Raw genomic sequence first — 21680 nt, 5'->3', positions numbered from 1 at the left:
TCTCCCTCCGAAGGATTCGGTCCCTGCCATGCACGGTAGCGACTCCGACGCAATTACAGAAGATCTTCTCCTGTAATTGCGGCGGACGCGGACCGGGGGTTCTCCCCCAGTCGAAGATCAGGTCCCGAACCTGATGTGTTCCCGGTCTCGGACGACCACGATCGAGCACGTGAAACTATTGGTGCGGATCGTGGCGACCCTGTTCGCCCTCGGCGTGGTGCTGATTCTCGGCGCGGCGGGTGCCGGGCTCTTCTTCTGGAACACGGCCTCGATCGACACGACAGGACAGGTGGCATTCGACCGGCCACTGAATGTTCCTCCACTCGCCGACAGCACGGTGACCGATGACGGCACCCGCGTGTTCGACCTGACCCTGCAGCGCGGCACCAGCGACCTGGGGCACGGGCCCGACACGCAGACCTGGGGTGTGAATGGCGACTATCTCGGCCCGACCCTGCGTGCCGAGCGCGGTGAGAACGTTCGGGTGAACGTGACCAACGAAGTCGGCGAGACGAGCACGCTGCACTGGCACGGAATGCATCTGCCCGCCGCGATGGACGGCGGCCCCCACCAGACGGTCGAACCCGGGGCCACCTGGTCTCCGCATTGGACGATCGACCAACCTGCCGCGACCCTCTGGTACCACCCGCACCTCCACGGCTCCACGGCGTCGCACGTGTATCGAGGTCTCGCGGGCATGTTCCTCCTCGACGAGCAGGGCGGCCCCGGACTCCCCGATGAGTACGGAGTCGACGACATCCCGGTGATCGTGCAGGACAAGAAATTCGACGGCACGCAGCTCGACGAGGACGGCGCGACGTTCGCCAATGTCGGAGTTCTCGGCGACGAGATCCTCGTCAACGGCACTCCCGGCGCATTCCTGGATGTAACAACCGAACGCGTCCGGCTGCGGCTGCTCAACGCGTCGAACGCACGAATCTACAACTTCTCGTTCGACACCGGTCTACCGTTCGATCTGATCGGTACCGACGGCGGGCTGTTGGAATCACCCGTCGCGCTCCGCAGTCTCCAACTCTCGCCCGGCGAGCGAGCGGAGATCGTGGTCGAGGCGCCGGCGGGAACCCGGAACATGCTCCGCAGCACCCCACCCGATCTGCGCGCCGATTTCTGGCAGACCCGATTCTCGGGAGGCGACGACAGCGTCGACGTTCTCGAACTCCGCACCGCCGACATTCTCGAATCGAACGAAGCGGTCCCGGCACGGCTGGCAACGCTGGAGGATCTCGGCGAACCGACCGTCACCCGCACTTTCGACCTCACGAACTCGACCGAGATCAACGACCGCGAGATGGACATGAACCGGATCGACGAGGTCGTCGTCGCCGGCACCACCGAGCTGTGGGAAGTCACCAACATCAGCGGGGTGGTCCACAACTTCCATGTCCACGACGTGCAGTTCCAGGTCGTCGAGGCGACCGGTATGCCTACCGACCATCCGACGCTGATCGGCCGGAAGGACACCGTCTACGTCCCGCCCGGCGCCACAGTGCGACTGCTCATGCGATTCGACGACCACACCGACCCCAACGTTCCGTACATGTACCACTGCCATCTGCTCCGGCACGAGGACGATGGAATGATGGGTCAGTTCGTGGTCGTCGGCGCCGATGAGGTCGACGAGGTCGGTGTCCTTCCCATCCACTCGACCCACGGCGACCACTCGGGCCACAGTGGAGGGGACGCCACGGGGTAGGCAAGTGTGCGCCTCGTCGCACAACAGTTCACTCGGAATAGATCCTCGTGCGACCGCGTTGACCCATTCGGATCGGCGCGCCGGTACGCCCCGGAGCCAATGTGAATTGCCTTCGTGGAATACCGTCCGGCTGGAACCACGTTGCGCCCCGTGCCGTGAGGCACCCGGCGCGTCGGTCCGCCTCTCTCCGGCCCACCGACGATCACCCGCGTCCTGCTCGCGATTACAGTTGCCGTTCGGCAGCACCGAGCAGACCGGGAGTATGTATGAATCGCTGGGCCGAGATCGTCGTAGCAAGAAGCCGGTGGGTGCTCGCCCTCGTCCTACTCGTCGTTCTCGTCGCAGGTGCATGGGGCATCGGTGTCTTCGGCAAGTTGTCCAGCGCCGGGTACTACGTCGCCGACAGCGAAGCCATGCAGGCGCAGCAGATCATCTACGACACGTTCGGGTCGCAGACTGCCGACATCATCGCGATGTACACCGCGCCCGAGGGCAGGACCATCGACGACATCCGGCCCGACATCGAGCAGACGCTCGCCGCGTTCGACGAGCAGTATCCGTCCGAGGCCATCACGACCTACTGGACGGCACCACCACCGACGAATCAGCTCTTGCTCTCGACAGACCAGCAGAGTGTGGCGGCCACCATCACGCTCGGCACGAACTCGGGTGTGACGGCGGCCGACTTCCAATCGGCCCTCGACGAACTCGAGGTGCCCGGCGTCGAGTCCCAGTTCGCGGGCAACACCGTCGTCTCCATCGAGTTCACCCACACTCTCGAGCGAGATCTCGTCAAGGCCGAGGCCATCGCGATTCCGATCACACTCATCCTGCTCGTCCTCATCTTCGGCGGTGTCGTAGCCGCGGCTGTCCCCGTCTTCGTCGGGGTGTTGGCCATCTTCTCCTCCCTCGCGACGCTACGGCTGCTCTCGACGGTCACCGAAGTGTCGTCGTACGCGCTCAACATCACCTCGCTGATCGGCCTGGGGCTTGCGATCGACTACGGATTGTTCATCGTCAGCCGATACCGCGAGGAACTCGCCGCCGGATCAGACCCTGCTGCCGCGACGAAACGGACGATGCTGACGGCGGGCCGCACCGTGATGTTCTCGGCGGCCCTGCTCATCTGCGCATTCGCGGGCATGCTCGTCTTCCCACAGGCCGTGCTCCGGTCGCTCGGTCTCGGAGCGATGGCCTCGGTGTTCAGTGCCGCCGTCCTGTCCCTGACGGCGGTGCCTGCCGTGTTGGCGCTCCTCGGGCATCGCATCAACGCGTGGACCTGGGATCGCGAGGCGTCGACGCGCAGCGAGGCTCGTGCACGCAAGTTCTGGGGCAGCGTCGTACACAAGGTGATGAAGCGACCCGCTCTCATCGCGATCGTCATCACCGCGGGACTGCTGTTCCTCGCCACACCGGTCCTGAAAGCTCAGTTCGGCGAGGTCGAGTACACCGCGTTGCCCGAGGACAGCGCCGCGCGCGCGGCGACCCAGACGCTCCTCGACGAGTTCCCGAGCACGGGCAACGGTCCGACACTCGTCCTGCGCGACGACGGCGGGCAGGCCGTCGACGCCGATGCCCTCCGCACCGTGTCGCGCGAAGTCGCAGGCATCGAGGGGATTTCGCAGGTCGTCACCGTCGGTCAGCAGGACGACGTCGCCGTGGTGCAGGCCGTCTACGCACAAGGCGTGGACGGTACCGACAGGGCCAGTGAGATCACCGACGAGTTGCGGTCGATCCCCGTCCCGGACGGCTCCGAACTGCTCGTCGGCGGCAGTCGGGCGTTGGTCGACGACGCAAATACCGCAGTCTCCGACGCACTGCCGTGGATGGTCCTGATCATGGTGGTCTCGACCCTGATCCTGCTGTTCCTCGCGTTCGGATCGGTGGTACTGCCGATCAAGGCCGTGCTGATGGCAGGTCTGAGTCTCGCCGCGACCTTCGGCGTGCTCACGTGGGTGTTCCAGCTCGGGCACGGCGCATCGCTGATCGATGTGGTGCCCAACGAGTTGGAGCCGACATTCGTCGTGCTGATCCTTGCTGTGGTGTTCGGACTGTCCACCGACTACGAGGTCTTCCTGATGTCGCGCATGGTCGAAGCGCGTGCGGCAGGGGCAACGACCGTCGAGGCCGTCGAGTACGGCATCTCACGCACCGGACGTGTGGTCACGTCCGCGGCCCTGCTGCTGATCGTGGTGACCGGAGCATTCACCGTCTCGGGATTGTCGATCATGCGATTCCTCGGAGTCGGCATGATCATCGCCCTGATCATCGATGCGACCGTCGTGCGCATGCTGCTGGTGCCGTCGCTGATCAAACTGATGGGCGAAGCAAACTGGTGGGCTCCGCAGTGGATGAAGAAGGTCCACGAGAAATTCGGGCTCGGGCACTGAAAAGGTTCGTCGGCCGAGCTACCTACAGTTGCGTGAGCTTCGTGGCGACCACGGGGCGCACAGGCTTGGGCGCGGCACCGCAACTCGCGGGTCGATCCGAGAGCTCCCGAACCTCGACGTCGACCCGCCATTCCCGTCCGTCACGGTGCCGCACGAGTGGTTCGGTTCCGGTCTCGTCGACGGTGAAGGCGTCGATCGACAGGTCACCGACAGCACCCCGTACCGCGAGTTCGGCAACCTGACCTGCTGCTCCCCACGTGCTGCGGCCACGCGCACCGAGCGCGAGGGCTTCACCGCGGACGGCCGCACGCACCACCTCGACGCTCTGCTCGGCGTCGAGACGACCGTACGAGTAACCGCTGGGCAGCAGAATCATCGACGGAGCGAACCGGTGCCCGCCGGTATGCGAACATTCCCAGACCGCGTCCGAGAATTCTTCCTTCAGCGCCGACGCGACGGGGCGGCCGAGCACCGCACAGCACCGGTCTCGTTTGCCGTGCGCGCAGACGAGCACGATCGGGCCGGACACCGCCTCCCCCAACCCCGGAGGGGGCCCGGCCACCACGCGCGGCACGATATCGAGCAGCTCCGCCGGGTCGGTGACCTCGAGTCGTTCGCACCACGCGTCGCCCGGCTCGGTTCGAGCGATGAGCACAGTTTTCACCGGTCGCGGAACATCGCGGCCGGGACGCCTGATGAACATGATCCGTACGCCCGTCGCCGCAGCGCGGGCCGAGAGTTCACTCGACAACTCTGCGCCGAGCGCGGTGCCGTCGAGTACGTCGTGACCCCACGCCGACGGGAACTCCAGGCATACGTAGCCGGGGGCCGTCGCAGTGGTGCCGGGCAAGGGTTCGTCGACGGCGGACAGTGCAGAACAAGTGGGGGCAGCGGTGGTCACGTCGCCATTGTGTCCCGCCCGCACACCCGATGAAAGTCGGGCTGCAACATGTCAGCGAGTGCGCCGCAGACGCCTGAGCCCCGCCTGTGTCCAGATCCTGAGGAAGCCCTGCGAAAGGTAAGCGAGACAACCGGCGGCGAGCATCCACTTGGTGACACTGATCGTGGATGCGAGGCGCACCGAGTCGTCGGCAATCTTGTCGCGGTGGTCGAGGAGGTACAGGCCTGCCACGTTCTCCGCGTAGTCGCCCGCCGCAGCGATCACGGGTGCAGTGAGCAGGATTCTGCGTACCGCAGGCGACAACGGCCGATGGTCGTCGAGTGCGCGCGCACCGGCGCGCAACGCCACCGCGAAGGTCAGCGGGTGGAACATGTCCCAGTAGTAGTGCTCCCGGTAGCGGGAAAGCTCGGCCGGTCCGAGATTGTCGAGTATCTTCCGGTACTTCGACGCCGAGAACGTCGTCTGCACCGTACCGACGGTGAGCGCGGTGGAACCGAGGACACGAGCGATGTTCGCCTGCGAAACGACGAACAGAGCGGAGGTCGCGATCAGCTTCCGGTCGGGTGAAGACAAGGCCATGCCCCGATCGTAGGCCAAGTCCGGCGAGATCAGTCGGTGAGGAAAGGCATCACCGCTGCCACGAAATCCTCTGATCGATCGCGATGAATGCTGTGCCCGCATGGAATCTCCCGCACCGCACCGTTCGGGATCAGCGCCAGGGCCTCGGTGAGCAGTCGCGGGTCGACCATGCTTCCACGGCGCGCACCGCGCAGCAGCATCGTCGGAGACTTCATCGACGGAAGTTGTTCCCACCACATCGGATTCGACGTGTGGAACTGAGATACCACGGAGTCGATCATCGATCGGTCGAACGAGAACACTGCGCGCGGATTGAGCACCATGCTGGTGGCGGCATGCCACAGTTCGGTGGGCGTCGGGCGGTGCGCAGGAACCTCGGGAACGGGATCGCTCGCGCGCAACGGTAGCGGCGCCTCCTCCAGGACGAGCCGTCGCACCAACCCGGGCTGCTGCTGCGCCACCAGCGAACCGGCGTGCCCACCGAGGGAATGCCCCACCAGATCCACGGTGTCGAAACCCAGGTGCTCGCACAGGCCTGCGATATCGGCGGCGAACTCCGAGAACCGGTACGACGTCGCGCGAGCGCTGCGGCCGTGTCCGCGCAGGTCCACAGCGACCACCCGGCGCCCGGCGGCGGTGAGCCGCCGGGTGAACCTGTCCCAGGTGCGCGCGTCGCCGCCCATGCCGTGCACCAGCACGACCGGCACCCCCTCAGCTGTTCTGCGAGGCGCCGAATCCCGGTAGGCGATCGCGACATCGTTCGGCGTCGCGGTGAGGACGGAGGTAGCCACGGTTGTCAGCCTAATCAGCCTGCCCGCTCAGTCGTAGACACCCTCCACACTCCACCCGTCTGCTCCGTGGACGATCAGCAGGGCCCGGCCTCCATCGAGCTGCACCTGCAGTCGCGCGATGTCGCGGGCGGTCTCGGGATCCCACCAGTATTCGTCCACCGGCCAGGGTCCCGCCCATCCGGTCACCTGCCAGCTGCGACTTCCCCATCGCAACTGCGTCGGCCGACCACTGAGCAGACCCCGTTCGGTGATCGTCACCCCCTCACCCACGTCGTCGACCAACGCGATCGGCGGCGGCACGTGCATCACCATGGCCGGGGCCGGGGGTGGTAACCGTCCGGGCCAGGGCGCGTCCGGATCCGACGAGGGCACTGCCTCTTCCCCCACCGGGACGAGAGTGATTCGCTCAACGGGTCCGCGTCCACCGCTGAGCACCCCCACCCGGACCGCATCACCGCCGAGCAGGCCCTGCACTCGGACCAGTGCCCTCCGTGCCCGTTCGTCCTCCTCGCCGATACCGCCCCACAGACCCAACTGCAAAGTGCCGGAATCCACCACTTCCACGGGCTCGAGACGCAACATGGTGATCCCGGTGGTGGCGCGATCGGCGCTGCGTCCGGTAAGCCAACCGTCGAGTTGCCAGCGCACCCGGTCTGCGGTCCCTTCGGGGGTCAACGGCCCGGCGCAGCGCCACGTCCGCGCCAGTTCTTCACCGCTGCCGGCGTGGGCCGACACGAGGAGCCGCGTGCACGCCACACCGGCCGCAGCAAGTCGGGTGTGCAACAGTTCGGCGAGCGTCCGACCGAGGAACGCCGCGGTGTCCACCCGCTCGATCGGGGGATCGCACACGTGCTCCACCGTGAGATCGGGAGGCACCGCACGCCCCGACGGCGGACGCTCGGGTAGTCCACGTGCACACCGGTGCGCCACCACCGCGTCAGCGCCGAACCTCGACGCCACATCGGATACCGGCAGCGCCGCAAACGCCCCGATCGTGCGCACCCCCAGCCGACGTAGCAGATCGACCAGGTCGGCACGCTCCGGCGCAGCCAGCGCCGGCTCCACTGCCAACTGAGAAATCGGCAGCGGAGCAAGGAACGCAGGGCCGTCGCCGCTCGACACCAATGCAGCCCTACGGGCAGCGAGCACTGCGGTGGACAGTTCGTCGGCAATACCGACCTGGCATTCCACTCCCACGGAAGCGACCTCGTCGACGAGACGTTCTGCGGCGGCCTCCTCCGATCCGAACCATCGCACGACGCCGCGCGCCGCGAGTGCAACGAGGCCCGGGCGCAGCACCTCGACACCGGGAGCGGCCGCATCGATCGCCGCGACCACCGGCTCGAAGAGCCGAGCATCCCGGCCCGGATCATTTTGTGCCACATGAAGTTCAGGGCATCTTCCTTGAGCTTCACGACGCACCGAGCCACGGACGACACCGGCCGCTCGGGCCGACGCCGAACATGCGACCACCCGATTCCCGGACACCACGGCAATCGGCGCGGTGGCAGGAATGCCTGCCGCCGCAGCCGCAGCCACCGCGGGCCAGTCCGGGCACCACACCGCCACGACACGCGACGTCGACCGGCCACCTCCGGTCGCCGGACCATCCCTGATCACTGGGCCACCACGAGGTTCGGAACAGAATCGACGGTCGACGCAGTAACGGTCGACACAGCATCTGCTCGCCGCCGCTCACCGGATACCCATCGCACACCATCGGGCTCGGCACAGACATCGATACGCGCAGTTCGGGGACCGGCGGCACGCCCCGAGGCCCGCACCGACAGCCCGATACCGCACAACCGCGCCCGTCCCGGTCCTGTCAGCCCTTCGTAACCACTCACCTGCGCCTCGAGGCGCACCTGCGCGCCGTCCCAACGCCCGTCGGTGACCACCAGGACCGCACCTTTGCTCCGCACACGAGCCGCGACGACGCGGCTTCGCGACGGCGGAATCGACCTTCCTCCCAAACCGAGCACCACCAGGTCCAGCCCATCGAGCAGCACGGCCGCAACCTCCACCGGGTCGGGGCCCGGGTCGGGGATCATCGCCACCCGGCTCAGCCGGGCCCCCATTTCCGCCGCCGCGAGCAATCCGAGTCGCCGCTGACCGATAACGGCTGCGTGCCCACCCGCCGCGGTCACCGCCGCCACCATGCCCAGCAGCAACGATGCCGACCCCGATACGGACACCACGGTGCCGCGAACCAATCCTCCATGCGGGAGCAGTTCGGTGAGAGGTTCGGGCACCGGTAGTACCCGTTCGACCGGACTGTGCACCGGAGCAGGCGCGGAGGTCTCTCCTTTCGCCGGAACTGCGGAGATCCGGCGCCTCAGCGCTTCGATCCGCTCCGCTCTACTCGGCCCTCCACCGTCGCCGACTGTTTCTTCATCGACCGGAAATTCGGCCACTTCACCCACATGCACCCCTGTCATCCGCCAGCCGTATTCGTTCACGACCTGCCGACCACGGGGAAGACGTGGCCCAGCCCGAATTGAATTCGAACGTATTTTCGAACTTGTCCAGTAGACCCGATGCCGGTACCTGCCGTCAAGTGATCGCCCCCACCGCAATCCGTCGAGCCGCCGAGGTATCCGCCGGGATCGATTACCCTCGTGAGGTGGCAGAACGGGAACGAGAGGGAAGGGTCGTCGGTCCGGATCACCTGGTGGCCGGGCGATATCGACTCGATTCCAAACTCGGTGGCGGAGGCATGGGCGCCGTATGGCTCGCCCGCGACAATCGACTCGGGCGGAACGTGGCCGTCAAGCAGGTGATCTCCACCGCAGATCTCGACCCTGCCGCCGCCGAGGAGATCCGCAGACTCGCCCTCCGCGAGGGCCGGGTCGCCGCCCAGCTCACCCATGAGCACGCGATCTCCATGTACGACGTCGCACTCCACTACGGCGAACCGTGGTTGGTCATGGAGCACCTGCCGTCCCGCAGCCTCGCGCAAGTCATGAACGCGATCGACACCTTGCCGCCGTACGTGGTCGCGCAGATCGGTGCCGATGTCGCCGACGCTCTCGCAGCCGCTCACGAGGCAGGCATCGTGCATCGCGATGTCAAGCCGGGCAATATCCTCATCGCCGAACGCGGCAACGACGCAGGCGTCGTGAAGATCAGCGACTTCGGCATCGCCCGCGCCAAGGGCGACAACGATCCGTCCAGTGTGATCATCGGTACCCCCGCCTATTTCGCACCCGAGGTCGCCCGGGGAAGCGATCCCACCGAGGCGAGCGACGTGTTCTCCCTCGGCGCCACCCTCTACACCGCAATCGAGGGGCAGCCACCGTTCGGCTACGAAGCGGACTCGATCGCGCTCCTGCACCGCGTCGCCCGTGCCGAGATCATCCCTCCGACCAGAACCGGGCTCCTCACCGACACCCTGCTCGCCATGCTCGAACCCGACCCGGCACGCAGGCCGACGATGATCGAGGCACGCAATCGCCTCACCGAAGTGGTGCTCGGCCCAGGCGGAAACCCGGCCGTGCTCCGCGGCAGGCCCATCGTGTCCCAGGACGGCACCGTTCCGTCCTGGGCCCAACGTTCGACTCCGGCCGACGACCAGACACGCCCCCGAAGTTCGTTCATGGATCAGCCTTTGACCATGCCCACGACACCGAGGGCCGGAAGCACCGGCTCGCCGTCCTCGTGGCCGGCCTCCGTACTCGACCGTCTGGTTCCCAAGGGCGATCTCCCGGAATCGACGCAGGAGAAGGTCCTCGCGTATGCGCCCATGGCGATGGCGGTGATGGGTGCGATCATCCTCATCGCGCTCGTCATCGCGCTCGTCATCGCGTTCCTCGTGGCCTGATCCCTGCAGCGTGTCGGTGCCGTGTGCCACTGTTCGTCAGCCCGGCGAAACCAACACGAGGAGACCGATGACCACACCTGATCCGACCATGGCCGCCATCACCGAAGCCGTCACCACAGGCCGCTCCGGCGACACCGTCGCCGCGCGTGCCCGTCTCGAAACTCTGTGGGACGAAATCGGACCCGACGGCGACGCGCTGCACCGCTGCACTCTCGCGCACTTCCTTGCCGATCTCTACGACGATGCAGCAATTTCCCTCACGTGGGATGCCCGGGCACTCGAGGCTGCCGATTCTCTCGACGACACCCGAGTGCAGCAGGAGCACGCATCGCTGCAGATCCGCGGGTTCTACCCGTCGCTGCATCTCAACCTTGCCGACGATCACCGCCGCCTGGGCAATTTCGATGCCGCAACCGAGCACCTCACCGCGGCACGGATCTACCTCGACGCCCTCGCCGACGACGGGTACGGCGCCACCGTCCGATCCGGCATCGACAACGTGACACGAGCCCTCTCGGAGAGGAGCACCGAACGCCTCGTCACACATTGACGGGCTTCACCGACACCCCGTCCCCGTATCAGTCGATACGCCGCCGATGCGCCCACCGGGTAAGCGCATTGCGGTTGGACTGCTGGGTCTTGCGCAGCACATTCGACGCGTGCGTCTCGACGGTCTTCACCGAGATCACGAGTTCCTCGGCAATCTCACGGTAGGTGTATCCGCGGGCGAGCAGTCGCAGCACCTCGAGTTCGCGCGGAGTCAGTGAATCGAGTTCGGGATCGAGCGGGGGCTCCGGCGCAGTCGACCTGCCGGTGAACGAATCCAGCACGAACCCGGCCAAGCGTGGGCTGAAGACCGCATCTCCCCCCGCCACCCGCCGTACCGCGTCGGCGAGATCCGGGCCGGAGATCGTCTTGGTGACGTAGCCGCGTGCTCCCGCCCTGATCACCGCGATGACGTCCTCGGCGGCATCGGACACGCTCAATGCCAGGCACACCGACCCCGGATCGATACGGCTGAGCACTGCGACACCGCCACCGTCGGGCATGTGCACGTCGAGCAGCACCACATCGGGTTTCGCGGCGCCGATCCCTGCGACAGCCTCCGCAACACCGCCGGCCTCACCGACGATCTCCATGTCCTGTTCGCGTCCCAGTTCGGCTCGGACGCCGGACCTGAACACCGCGTGGTCGTCGACGAGAAAAACCCGGAAACGCCGGGTCGATTCGGAGATCTCGGACGGTGTCGCCGAAGTCGAACTCACTGGGGCTGCTCCTCGTGGTGGGGCTGGGTCGCCTCCCACTCTAAGGTCGCCTCCTCCGTACCTGCCGTCTGCGGGGTCGTCTCCGGGGCGTGTCCCCCACCGGATCGAGGCATGTGAATGCGGACCTCCGTGCCCTTCCCGAGCGCGGTCTTGACCACGGTGCGTCCACCGCGTCGTTCGATCCGCGCGGTGATCGACCGCGCGAGGCCATGCCGGTCTTCCGGCACAGTGTCCGGGTCGAAACCGACACCCCGATCGCGGACGAACACACTGATCTCGTGGGGTTCGACCTCTGCGAACAGGTCGATGTTGTCCACTTGCGCGTGCTTCGCTGCGTTGACAAGGGCTTCCCGGGTGGCACCGAGCACCGCCGTGAATGCCTCCGCTGATACGTCCTCGTCATCGGGCGCCACGTCGCCGACGATCACGGGAGCCACGGACACACCGCGCTGGTCCTCCACTTCCCCGGCGATGGTGCGCAGCGCTTCGGCCAGGGACGTGCGAGGAGTTTCGTCGCCGCCGAAGAGCCAGCGCCGCAACTCACGTTCCTGGCTGCGCGCGAGTCGCACGACCTCCTGCGGACTGTCCGCCTGTTTCTGGATCAGCGCCAACGTCTGCAACACGGAATCGTGCAGGTGCGAGGCGATCTCGTCGCGCTCCTCGGTGCGGACCCGTGCCGCGCGCTCGGTCTCGAGGGCTCTCCACATGCGAATCCACAACGGCACGGACAGCAGGGCGGCCCCGACCAACGTGACGATGACAGCGAGCAGCGACGATCGCAGTGCCTCGACGTCCACCTGAGCGAGGACGACGACACCGAGGCCGGTGACCACGAGGGTGAGGCCTCCGAGGACGCGCGCCCACGCGAGCACTGTCGGTTTTGCAGGCAGACCGAACACCGAGCGGGGGCCTTCGGCGTCGAACTCCCGCCAGACGAGGGCCGCGCCCACCGACACGACGACGACCGGCGCGATCGCCGAGGCCGCACCTCCGCTGAACAACCACGACAACCCGATGGCGAGCGCAATGCCCATGACTGCGAGTCCCACAGCGCGACGGCGTTCCGTTCCCGACGGCCGATCCGTGTCGGCTCCGGGCGGGACGAACATCCACAGCAGTCCGTAGGCGACGATGCCCAGTCCTCCGAGCGCGGCGAGCACCGTGAATGCGACACGTACCTTGGTGACGTCGATATCGAGATGATCGGCGAGGCCGCCTGCGACCCCACCGACGACTCGACCGCCGACCCTCCGTTGGAGGCGATCGACAGGCACGGGTAATCCGGATACAAGGTCCACTAGTCGATACTGACACGATGTCGCGCCCCGGGGCATCGGGGAACGACCCTGAGGTCGAAGCCTCCTCCAGCGGTCACGAAATCAGGGTTCGCCCCTGATGTGCGGAACGACCCGGACCGACAGGATGGATGCCATGACCACGCGAACCTTCCCAGAACAACTCACAGATATGTGGCGCACCCGCCCTGTGCGGTTGCCCGAGCAGGGACACGTCGCCGGTGTGTGCGCAGGTATCGGTGTGCGGTACGGCATCGACCCCGTGCTGGTGCGGATTGCGTTCGTCGTGTCAGCGCTCTTCGGCGGTGCAGGCATCGTGCTGTACCTGGCGGCATGGGTACTGTTCACCCGGCACGGCGACCAGGTATCGGCGATCGAATCGCTCGTCGGTCGCGGACACAGCTCCGACTCGAGCAGCAAGGTGGTCGTCCTTCTCGTCGCACTCGCGATCGCCGCAAGCGCGGTCGGCCCGGTCGGTGTCGGCTCCGGCGGTTCCGGCTTCATCAGCATGGTGCTGATGCTCGGCGGCTGGTGGTTGCTCTATCAACGTCGGCCCGCACCTCCTACCCTCCCGCCGCCGGCCAACGGGTTCTCGTCCCACCGCAACATGTTCCCGGCGCCGCCGTTCGGTCAACCGTTCCAGACGCCGTTCGCCCAGACACCGTTCACCGACCCGGCGTTCACCCAGCCGTCCCGGTCACCGTTCGCGCCCGAATCCCCGGCCAAGCAGCGTGACGCCACCGGTGGTGCGACCGACGGCCCGGGCAACAACGACCCGGACAACGGTGCGCCGGGGAGCGACAGCACCGTCTCGTTGTCGAAGGACGCGCCCGACTCGAACCACACCGCACAGGTGCAGGACCGGTCACCCGGTACCGGCAGTGCCACACCACCCGCCTGGGATCCGCTCGGTGTCGCGCCGTTTGCGTGGGATCTCCCCGAACCGGCACCGACGCACTCACCTGTCCCCGTCGAGAAGAAGCCGCGATCGCGTCTGACCACGACAATCCTCGGGTTCGCGGTATTGGCAGCGGCAGCTGCCGGGACGGTCGCAGTCTCCACCGATCTCCAATGGCTGACCCCGGCACGGATCGCGGCGATCGCTCTGGCGGTGATCGGTCTGGGTCTCCTGCTCGGTGCGTTCCTGCACCGCGGATACGGTCTCCTGGTGGTGACCGGGCCTCTGATGGGGTTCGTCATCCTCGGATCATTGGTCGGGCCGCTCGACATCCAGTCGTCGGGTGAGCAACGATTCGAGGCGCGTACGGCCGCAGAGTTGAACTCGGAGTACTCCGTGCAGCTCGGAGACCTACAGCTCGATCTGACGAATCTCGATCTGACGCAGGACCACGCGATCTCGATCGACACCCGGCTCGGCGACTCGCAGATCTTCTTGCCCCCGAACCTCGACGTCGACATCACGTGCAGCTCGACCGCCGCGTCCCCGTGCACTATGCAGGGGTTCGACGGTGGAGACGACGGTCCCGGAGGACCGGTCCTGTCCATCGACATCGACACAGTCATGGGAAACACGGAGGTGCGTCGTGGCTGATTTCGACACCACATTCGACACTGGAACCGACGACGCCGGCGCAACCGGCAAGTCACGACGCGGGCCTTCGATCCTGCTTCTGCTCTCTGCGATCGCAGCACTGGTGGTCAGCGGGTGGGCCCTCATCGGTCCCTTCTCCCTCGACTTCCTCGGCACGTTCGACACCGGATGGATTCTCGTCGGTGCTGCGATCGTCATCGGCGCGATCCTCGTGCTGATTCCGGGTCGCCGGAAGAACCACCACTAGGAACACCACCACTAGGGACGACGATGCCTGTGCCCCGGACCGTGACGGTCCGGGGCACAGGCATATCTCACGACACCGACGGTGTCGTCACTCCCACTCGATGGTTCCCGGCGGCTTGCTCGTCACGTCGAGGACCACGCGGTTGACGTCGGCCACCTCGTTGGTGATCCGCGTGGAAATCCGCTCGAGGGTCTCGTAGGGCAGGCGCGTCCAGTCCGCGGTCATCGCGTCCTCGCTGGAGACCGGACGCAGCACGATCGGGTGACCGTAGGTGCGTCCGTCGCCCTGCACACCGACGCTGCGCACGTCGGCGAGCAGCACCACCGGGCACTGCCAGATCTGACCGTCCAGACCGGCGGACGTCAGTTCCTCGCGGGCGATCGAATCGGCATGGCGCAAGATCTCGAGACGCTCGCGGGTGACCTCACCGATGATGCGGATGCCGAGGCCGGGGCCCGGGAACGGCTGACGGCCCACGATCTCCTCGGGCAGACCGAGTTGACGACCGACCGCGCGCACCTCGTCCTTGAACAGCAGACGAAGCGGTTCGACGAGTTCGAACTGCAGGTCTTCGGGGAGCCCGCCGACATTGTGATGGCTCTTGATGTTCGCGGTTCCGGATCCTCCGCCGGATTCGACGACGTCGGGGTACAAGGTGCCCTGTACGAGGAACTCGACCTTCTCGCCCTTCGATGCGCCTTCGCCGAGGACCTCCGACACTGCGCCTTCGAAGCTGCGGATGAACTCGCGACCGATGATCTTGCGCTTCGTCTCGGGATCGGTGACGCCGGACAGTTCACTCAGGAACGTTTCGGACGCGTCGACGGTGATGAGCCGAGCCCCTGTCGCTGCGACGAAGTCGCGCTCGACCTGCTGCCGTTCCCCCTCGCGCATCAGACCGTGGTCGACGAACACACAGGTCAATCGGTCACCGATAGCGCGCTGCACGAGAGCCGCAGCCACTGCGGAATCGACACCACCGGAGAGCCCGCAGATCGCGCGTCCGTCACCGACCTGCTCCCGGACCTGCTCGACGAGTGCATCGGCGATATTGGCGGCGGTCCACTCGCCGGGAATGCCCGCGATCTCGTGCAGGAACCGGCTCAGAACCTGCTGGCCGTGCGGTGAATGCAGCACTTCGGGGTGGTACTGGACGCCGGCGAGGCGACGCGCACGGTCTTCGAATGCGGCGACGGGTGCGCCTGCACTCGTGGCGGTCACCTCGAATCCCTCGGGTGCGACGGTCACGCCGTCACCGTGGCTCATCCACACGGGTTGCGTCGCGGGCAGACCGTCGTGCAACACACCGCCGGACACGGACAGGTCGGTGCGGCCGTACTCACGGGCTCCGGTGTGCGCGACAGTGCCGCCCAGCGCATTCGCCATGGCCTGGAAGCCGTAGCAGATGCCGAACACCGGAATGTCCAGGCCGAACAGTTTCGGGTCGAGTTGCGGAGCACCATCCTCGTACACGCTGGAAGGACCGCCGGACAGGATCACCGCAAGGGGTTCCTTGGCCGCGATCTCCTCGACGCTCGTGGTGTGCGGGACAACTTCCGAATAGACATTGGCCTCGCGCACACGTCGTGCGATCAGCTGTGCGTACTGGGCTCCGAAGTCGACGACGAGTACGGGTCGGGACTGCTGGGTTTGCGACACCCGAACAGTCTAAGCGGCCGCGCCCGGACATCCGGACGCGGCCGCTCAGGTCATGCGTAGATCACATCTGCCGTGGCACTCGGACCGCTCCCGCCCCACCGGTGATCTCGACGATCGGCAGGGACAGCGCGCCGGGCGCACCTTCCGGGACGACGGGATTCTTCGGCTCGTTCGGCTGCAGCCGAACGTACGACTCGTCCTGCGCGGGACGCAGATCCTGCTCACCCTTGTTCGGCCACAGCGAGGCCGCACGTTCCGCCTGCGCCGCGATGGTCAGTGACGGGTTGACGCCGAGGTTCGCCGAGATGGCCGCCCCGTCGACAACACTCAGCGTCGGGTAGCCGTACACCCGGTGGTACGGGTCGATGACACCGCGCTCCCGGTCGGTTCCGATGACCGCGCCGCCGAGGAAGTGCGCGGTGAGGGGAATGTTGACGATCTCACCCCAGGTGCCGCCGGCGATCCCGTCGATCTTCTCCGCCATCCGGCGGGTGGCCTCGTTGCCCGCCGGGATCCACGTCGGGTTCGGCTCCCCGTGGCCCTGCTTGCTGGTCACCTTGCGCCGTCCGAACACATTCTTCTTGGTGTAGGTCGTGATGGAATTGTCGAGGTTCTGCATAACCAGCGCGATGATGGTCCGCTCACTCCAGTCCTTCACCGAGAGCATCCGCAGCATCCTGGTGGGGTTCTTCGCGACCTGGCCGAGGAACTTCACCCAGCGCGGGACCGGGCCGTCGCCGTCGGTCATCAGTGTCTGCAGCAGACCCATGGCGTTGGAACCCTTGCCGTACCGGACGGGTTCGATGTGGGTGTCCGAGGTGGGATGGAACGAGGAAGTGATCGCGACGCCGTCGGTCAGATCCATCTCGGGATCGACCTTCAGCTTGCCCGCTCCGACGATGGACTCGGAGTTGGTGCGGGTGAGCTCCCCGAGGCGGTCGGACAGTTTCGGCAGGGCGCCGGTGTCCTTGAGATGGTGCAGCAGGTGCTGTGTGCCCCAGGTCCCTGCTGCGAGCACGACGTGCGATGCTGTGAAACTCCGTGCGCCCTTGCGCACCCATGCTCCGGTGCGTTCGGTGCGTACTGTCCACGTGCCGTCCGCCCCTTCGCTCAGATCGGTCACGGTGGTCATGGGGAGGATGTCCGCACCCGCACGCTCGGCAAGACCGAGGTAGTTCTTGACGAGGGTGTTCTTCGCTCCGTGGCGGCACCCCGTCATGCATTCGCCGCATTCGATGCAACCGGCACGATCCGGGCCTGCGCCGCCGAAGTACGGGTCCGGGACAGTCCTCCCTGGTTCACCGAAGTACACACCGACCGGCGTCTGAATGAACGTGTCGCCCACGCCCATGTCGTCGGCCACTTCCTTGATCACCTTGTCCGCCGCGGTCATACGGTGGTACTGTACGACGCCGAGCATGCGCCGCGCCTGGTCGTAGAACGGACTCAATTCGTCGTGCCAGTCCGTGATGTCCGCCCATTGCGGGTCCTGGAAGAACGCGGCAGACGGTTTGTACAGGGTGTTGGCGTAGTTGAGCGATCCACCGCCGACACCCGCACCGGCGAGAATCAAGCAGTCGCGGAGAAGATGGACTCGCTGGATGCCGAAGCATCCGAGCTTCGGCGCCCAGAGGAATCGCTTCAGATCCCAGCTGTTCTTGGCGAAGTCGGCGTCGGCAAAACGACGACCGGCCTCGAGAATGCCGACCTTGTAGCCCTTTTCCACCAGCCGCAGCGCGGTGACACTGCCACCGAAACCCGACCCGACGATCAGAACGTCGTAGTCCGTGACCCGCTGTCTACCCATTGGAGCACCTCCGCCGAACCTGCGTTGTTACTGGCCAGTATGCACGCAGCCGATGTGTTCGCGCACACAAGGGCATCCTCACTGTTACGGGCAGTTTCAGAAACTGCAGGTCACTGCATACAGCAGTGGCCGGATGCGACATCTGTGCACTACAACGCACACATTGTCGCATCCGGCCACCTTGGTGGAACGGATTCGGTCAGGCCCGCACCGACAACCCGACCTTTTGGAATTCCTTGAGATCCGAGTATCCCGACTTCGCCATCGCCCGTCGCAGACCACCGACGAAATTCAGCGAACCGTAGGGGTCGTCGGACGGCCCCGACAGCACACGCGCCAGACTCGGCCGCTCGTCGAAGGCTACCTGGAGTGCGGTACCCCGAGGAAGGGACGGATGTGCGGCTGCGGACGGCCAGTACCATCCACTGCCCGGCGCCTCCGCAGCAATGGCGAGCGGGGCTCCCAGCATCGCAGCATCAGCACCGCAGGCGATCGCCTTCGCGAGATCGCCGGAGGTCTCGATGTCGCCGTCGGCGATGACATGGACGTACCGGCCCCCGGTCTCGTCCAGGTAGTCGCGGCGGGCCGCAGCAGCATCCGCGATCGCGGTGGCCATGGGGACACCGATCCCGAGCGATGCACTCGTGGTGGTGGCTCCGTGCGTCGACCCGAAACCGACGATGACGCCCGCGGCGCCGGTGCGCATCAGGTGAAGAGCCGTACGGTGATCGCTCACGCCTCCCGCGACCACCGGCACATCGAGTTCCGAGATGAACGTCTTCAGGTTGAGCGGTTCGCTCTCGCCGTGCGCCACATGCTCTGCCGAGATGATCGTGCCGTGCACTACCAGAAGGTCGACACCGGCCTTGACCAGCTCCGGCGTCAGCGCCCGGGCATTCTGCGGACTCACACGCACGGCGGTGGTGACACCCGAGTCGCGCACCTGCGCGACCGCCGCGGCAAGCAGATCGGCCTGCAACGGCGCTGCGTGCAACTCCTGCAGGTACGCGATCGCTGCGCTCGGATCCGGATCGCTCTCGGCGATGTCGACGAGCCGGGCGATCACGGCATCGACATCAGCGTGCCGCCCCCACAGCCCCTCACCGTTGATCACACCGAGGCCGCCGGCCTTGCCGAGTTCCACCGCGAACTCCGGGGACACGAGCGCGTCGGTCGGATGTGCAAGCACGGGAATGTCGAACCGATAGGCGTCGAGCTGCCACGCCGTCGACACCTCTTTGGACGAGCGGGTACGACGCGACGGCACGATGTCCACATCGTCCAGCTCGTACGTGCGGCGGGCTGTCCGGCCCATGCCGATTTCAACGAGGTCGCGCACGCGCGCCCCTTTCTCGTGAGAATGCGGTTGCCCCGTCCACCGAGACGAGACCTGGTGCGAACGCACCGAACCTAGCGGGCAGCGTAGTTCGGTGCCTCCGCAGTGATGGTGATGTCGTGCGGATGGCTCTCCTTGAGCCCCGCGGCGGTGATCTGTACGAACTGGGCGCGCTGCAGTTCTTCGATGGTCGAGGCCCCGGTGTAGCCCATCGCGGCGCGCAGACCACCGATGAGCTGATGGGTGACCTGCTGCAGCGGCCCCCGGAACGGAACGCGGCCTTCGATGCCTTCCGGAACCAGCTTGTCCTCCGACAGGACGTCGTCCTGGAAGTAACGGTCCTTGGAATACGACTTGGCCTCGCCGCGGCTCTGCATGGCACCGAGCGAACCCATGCCGCGGTAGCTCTTGAACTGTTTGCCGTTGACGAGAATCAGTTCGCCCGGCGATTCGGCGGTACCGGCGAGGAGAGAGCCCAGCATCGCGGTGGAGGCGCCTGCGGCGAGAGCCTTCGCGACGTCACCGGAGAACTGCAGGCCGCCGTCGGCGATCACAGGGACGCCGAGTGCGTTCGCAGCCGCGGTGGCTTCGAGAATCGCCGTGATCTGCGGTGCGCCGACGCCCGCAACGACGCGGGTCGTGCAGATCGAGCCGGGCCCGACGCCGACCTTGACTGCGTCGACGCCTGCTTCGATGAGCGCCGTGGCTCCCTCGCGGGTGGCGACATTGCCGCCGATGATCTGGACTCGGTCGCCTACCTCTGCCTTGAGCTTCGAGATCATGGACAGCACTCCGGCGGAGTGCCCGTGAGCGCTGTCGACCACGAGCACGTCGACGCCCGCGTCGGCGAGCGTCATCGCACGAGACCATGCCTCGTCGCCGACACCGACCGCGGCACCGACGAGAAGTCGCCCGTCGCGGTCCTTCGTGGCGAAGGGATGTTGCTCGGTCTTCACGAAGTCCTTGACCGTGATCAGACCGGTGAGCTTGCCCTGTCCATCGACGATCGGCAGCTTCTCGATCTTGTGGCGGCGCAGGAGTCCGAGTGCGGCCTCCGCGGTCACGCCTTCGCTTGCGGTGACGAGCGGAGCGTGGGTCATCACCTCGGCGACCTGGCGGTTCTGGTCCACCTCGAACCGCATATCGCGGTTGGTGATGATGCCGACGAGCTGACCTGCGTCGTCGGTCACCGGAAGGCCGGAGATCCGGAATCGCGCGCACTTCGCGTCGACCTCGGCGAGGGTGTCGGTGGGCTTGCAGGTGACCGGGTCGGTGACCATGCCCGCCTCCGACCGCTTGACGGTCTCGACCTGCGCGGCCTGTACCTCTGCAGGCATGTTGCGATGTAGTACGCCCATACCCCCGGCGCGGGCCATCGCGATGGCCATACGTGATTCGGTGACCGTGTCCATCGCGGAACTGACCAGCGGGATCCGGAGGCGGATCTCGCGGGTGAGCTGACTCGAGGTGTCGACCTTGCTGGGGACGATGTCCGAGGCCGCAGGCAGCAGCAGCACATCGTCGAAGGTCAGACCGAGCATTGCGACCTTGTTCGGGTCGTCACCGCCGGTGTGCACGTGCCCTCCGGTACTACTCATGCGGTTCGGACCCTCCGTGGTGATCGATGGGGGCGGACGGACGGACCGTCCGACAGTGGGATTGTGTGAACGACAACGTCACAGATGGCGAAGCCGTCGACGACCATGGTATCTGTTTGCAACCGCGTGACTCGCCGCAACCCGTGCAGGCGTGGTCGAGATCTCCCGAATACCCCCGTTCGTCGGCGTGTCCACCCTCGACGGCTGGCGCGGACCCCCTCGCACTGCGTACCGTGGTGGCGTGCGTGATCAGTTGCCCCCCGGTCTGCCACCGGATCCGTTTGCAGGAGATCCCGACGATCCGTCTGCCGCATTGGACGCGATCGAACCGGGCCAACCCTTGGACCCTGCCGAACGCCTCGCGGTCGAAGAGGATCTTGCCGACCTCGCGGTGTACGAAGCATTGTTGGCTCCCCGCGGTGTCCGCGGACTCGTCGTATGTTGTGAGGATTGCCACCAGGAGCACTACCACGACTGGGACATGCTCCGCGCAAACCTGCTCCAACTGCTCGTCGACGGCACAGTTCGCCCGCATGAGCCCGCATTCGACCCGTCTCCCGAAGCTTACGTCACGTGGGATTACTGTCGCGGCTACGCCGACGCATCGATGAACGAGGCCATGCCGGTCGACCCCTACGGGCTCGATTCCTGACGACCCCGATTCCTGAGGAGCAGGGCGACACAACGATGAAAGCCCGGCAGCTCGCGCTGCCGGGCTTTCGTGGT

At 66.3% G+C, this 21680-nt stretch carries 18 protein-coding genes; 7 read left to right on the top strand and 11 right to left on the bottom strand.

Going from position 1 to position 21680, the window contains the following annotated elements:
* Positions 1–133 precede the first annotated feature (133 nt).
* On the top strand, positions 134–1714 hold the full coding sequence (locus MWU77_RS21375; protein WP_247274706.1) for a multicopper oxidase family protein: 1581 nt from the start codon (positions 134–136) through the stop codon (positions 1712–1714).
* Between the two features lie 266 nt (positions 1715–1980).
* Complete coding sequence (locus MWU77_RS21370) at positions 1981–4104, top strand: MMPL family transporter (protein ID WP_169685640.1); 2124 nt, start codon at positions 1981–1983, stop codon at positions 4102–4104.
* Positions 4105–4126: 22 nt separating this feature from the next.
* Here MWU77_RS21370 and MWU77_RS21365 read toward each other — a convergent pair whose 3' ends face one another.
* From MWU77_RS21365 to MWU77_RS21345, 5 genes are read right to left on the bottom strand one after another with little or no spacing between them, the layout of a single operon-like run.
* Positions 4127–5005: a sucrase ferredoxin gene (locus MWU77_RS21365; protein ID WP_247274705.1), complete on the bottom strand. Its 879-nt coding sequence runs from the start codon at positions 5003–5005 to the stop codon at positions 4127–4129.
* A 51-nt stretch (positions 5006–5056) separates the two neighbouring features.
* The gene (locus tag MWU77_RS21360; protein ID WP_169685638.1) at positions 5057–5584 is read right to left on the bottom strand and encodes a hypothetical protein; all 528 of its coding nucleotides are present in this window, start codon (positions 5582–5584) and stop codon (positions 5057–5059) included.
* Positions 5585–5613: 29 nt separating this feature from the next.
* Positions 5614–6375, bottom strand: coding sequence for an alpha/beta fold hydrolase (locus MWU77_RS21355; protein ID WP_169685636.1), 762 nt, complete (start codon positions 6373–6375; stop codon positions 5614–5616).
* 27 nt (positions 6376–6402) lie between these two features.
* On the bottom strand, positions 6403–7995 hold the full coding sequence (locus tag MWU77_RS21350; RefSeq protein ID WP_247274704.1) for a DNA polymerase Y family protein: 1593 nt from the start codon (positions 7993–7995) through the stop codon (positions 6403–6405).
* The gene (locus tag MWU77_RS21345) at positions 7992–8798 is read right to left on the bottom strand and encodes a hypothetical protein (RefSeq protein WP_247274730.1); all 807 of its coding nucleotides are present in this window, start codon (positions 8796–8798) and stop codon (positions 7992–7994) included. The genes MWU77_RS21350 and MWU77_RS21345 overlap by 4 nt, the downstream gene beginning before the upstream one ends.
* Before the next feature lie 200 nt (positions 8799–8998).
* Here MWU77_RS21345 and MWU77_RS21340 point away from each other — a divergent pair, with 200 nt between their 5' ends.
* Positions 8999–10195, top strand: a complete 1197-nt coding sequence (locus tag MWU77_RS21340; protein WP_247274703.1) for a serine/threonine-protein kinase — start codon at positions 8999–9001, stop codon at positions 10193–10195.
* Positions 10196–10262: 67 nt separating this feature from the next.
* A complete protein-coding gene (locus tag MWU77_RS21335) occupies positions 10263–10745 on the top strand; it encodes a hypothetical protein (RefSeq protein WP_169685634.1) in 483 nt (160 codons plus the stop codon).
* Positions 10746–10773: 28 nt separating this feature from the next.
* Here the strand turns inward: MWU77_RS21335 and MWU77_RS21330 are convergent, their stop codons facing one another.
* Positions 10774–11460 carry a response regulator transcription factor gene (locus MWU77_RS21330; protein WP_247274702.1) on the bottom strand — a complete coding sequence of 229 codons (687 nt, stop codon included), beginning with the start codon at positions 11458–11460 and terminating at the stop codon, positions 10774–10776.
* On the bottom strand, positions 11457–12794 hold the full coding sequence (locus MWU77_RS21325; protein WP_169685631.1) for an ATP-binding protein: 1338 nt from the start codon (positions 12792–12794) through the stop codon (positions 11457–11459). The genes MWU77_RS21330 and MWU77_RS21325 overlap by 4 nt, the downstream gene beginning before the upstream one ends.
* A gap of 97 nt (positions 12795–12891) precedes the next feature.
* Here MWU77_RS21325 and MWU77_RS21320 point away from each other — a divergent pair, with 97 nt between their 5' ends.
* Positions 12892–14307, top strand: a complete 1416-nt coding sequence (locus MWU77_RS21320; RefSeq protein WP_247274701.1) for a PspC domain-containing protein — start codon at positions 12892–12894, stop codon at positions 14305–14307.
* Positions 14300–14554 carry a hypothetical protein gene (locus MWU77_RS21315; RefSeq protein ID WP_169685627.1) on the top strand — a complete coding sequence of 85 codons (255 nt, stop codon included), beginning with the start codon at positions 14300–14302 and terminating at the stop codon, positions 14552–14554. The genes MWU77_RS21320 and MWU77_RS21315 overlap by 8 nt, the downstream gene beginning before the upstream one ends.
* Before the next feature lie 87 nt (positions 14555–14641).
* Here the strand turns inward: MWU77_RS21315 and guaA are convergent, their stop codons facing one another.
* From guaA to guaB, 4 genes are all read right to left on the bottom strand, one after another.
* Positions 14642–16213 (bottom strand): glutamine-hydrolyzing GMP synthase, encoded by a 1572-nt coding sequence (guaA, locus tag MWU77_RS21310; protein WP_169685625.1) that lies wholly within the window; start codon positions 16211–16213, stop codon positions 14642–14644.
* Positions 16214–16274: 61 nt separating this feature from the next.
* Positions 16275–18020, bottom strand: a complete 1746-nt coding sequence (locus MWU77_RS21305) for a GMC family oxidoreductase N-terminal domain-containing protein (RefSeq protein WP_247274700.1) — start codon at positions 18018–18020, stop codon at positions 16275–16277.
* A 199-nt stretch (positions 18021–18219) separates the two neighbouring features.
* The gene (locus MWU77_RS21300; RefSeq protein WP_247274699.1) at positions 18220–19359 is read right to left on the bottom strand and encodes a GuaB3 family IMP dehydrogenase-related protein; all 1140 of its coding nucleotides are present in this window, start codon (positions 19357–19359) and stop codon (positions 18220–18222) included.
* A gap of 71 nt (positions 19360–19430) precedes the next feature.
* On the bottom strand, positions 19431–20954 hold the full coding sequence (gene guaB, locus MWU77_RS21295) for an IMP dehydrogenase (RefSeq protein WP_169685619.1): 1524 nt from the start codon (positions 20952–20954) through the stop codon (positions 19431–19433).
* Positions 20955–21195: 241 nt separating this feature from the next.
* Here guaB and MWU77_RS21290 point away from each other — a divergent pair, with 241 nt between their 5' ends.
* Entirely contained in the window at positions 21196–21606 is a 411-nt protein-coding gene (locus MWU77_RS21290; protein ID WP_169685617.1) for a DUF5319 domain-containing protein, read from the top strand.
* Positions 21607–21680: the final 74 nt, after the last annotated feature.

Origin of the sequence: Rhodococcus sp. F64268 (assembly GCF_023015605.1) — a bacterium.
Classification (GTDB): Bacteria; Actinomycetota; Actinomycetes; order Mycobacteriales; family Mycobacteriaceae; genus Rhodococcus.
The sequence above is the reverse complement of the archived record's forward strand: the minus strand, read 5'-3'. Positions and strand labels throughout refer to the sequence as shown.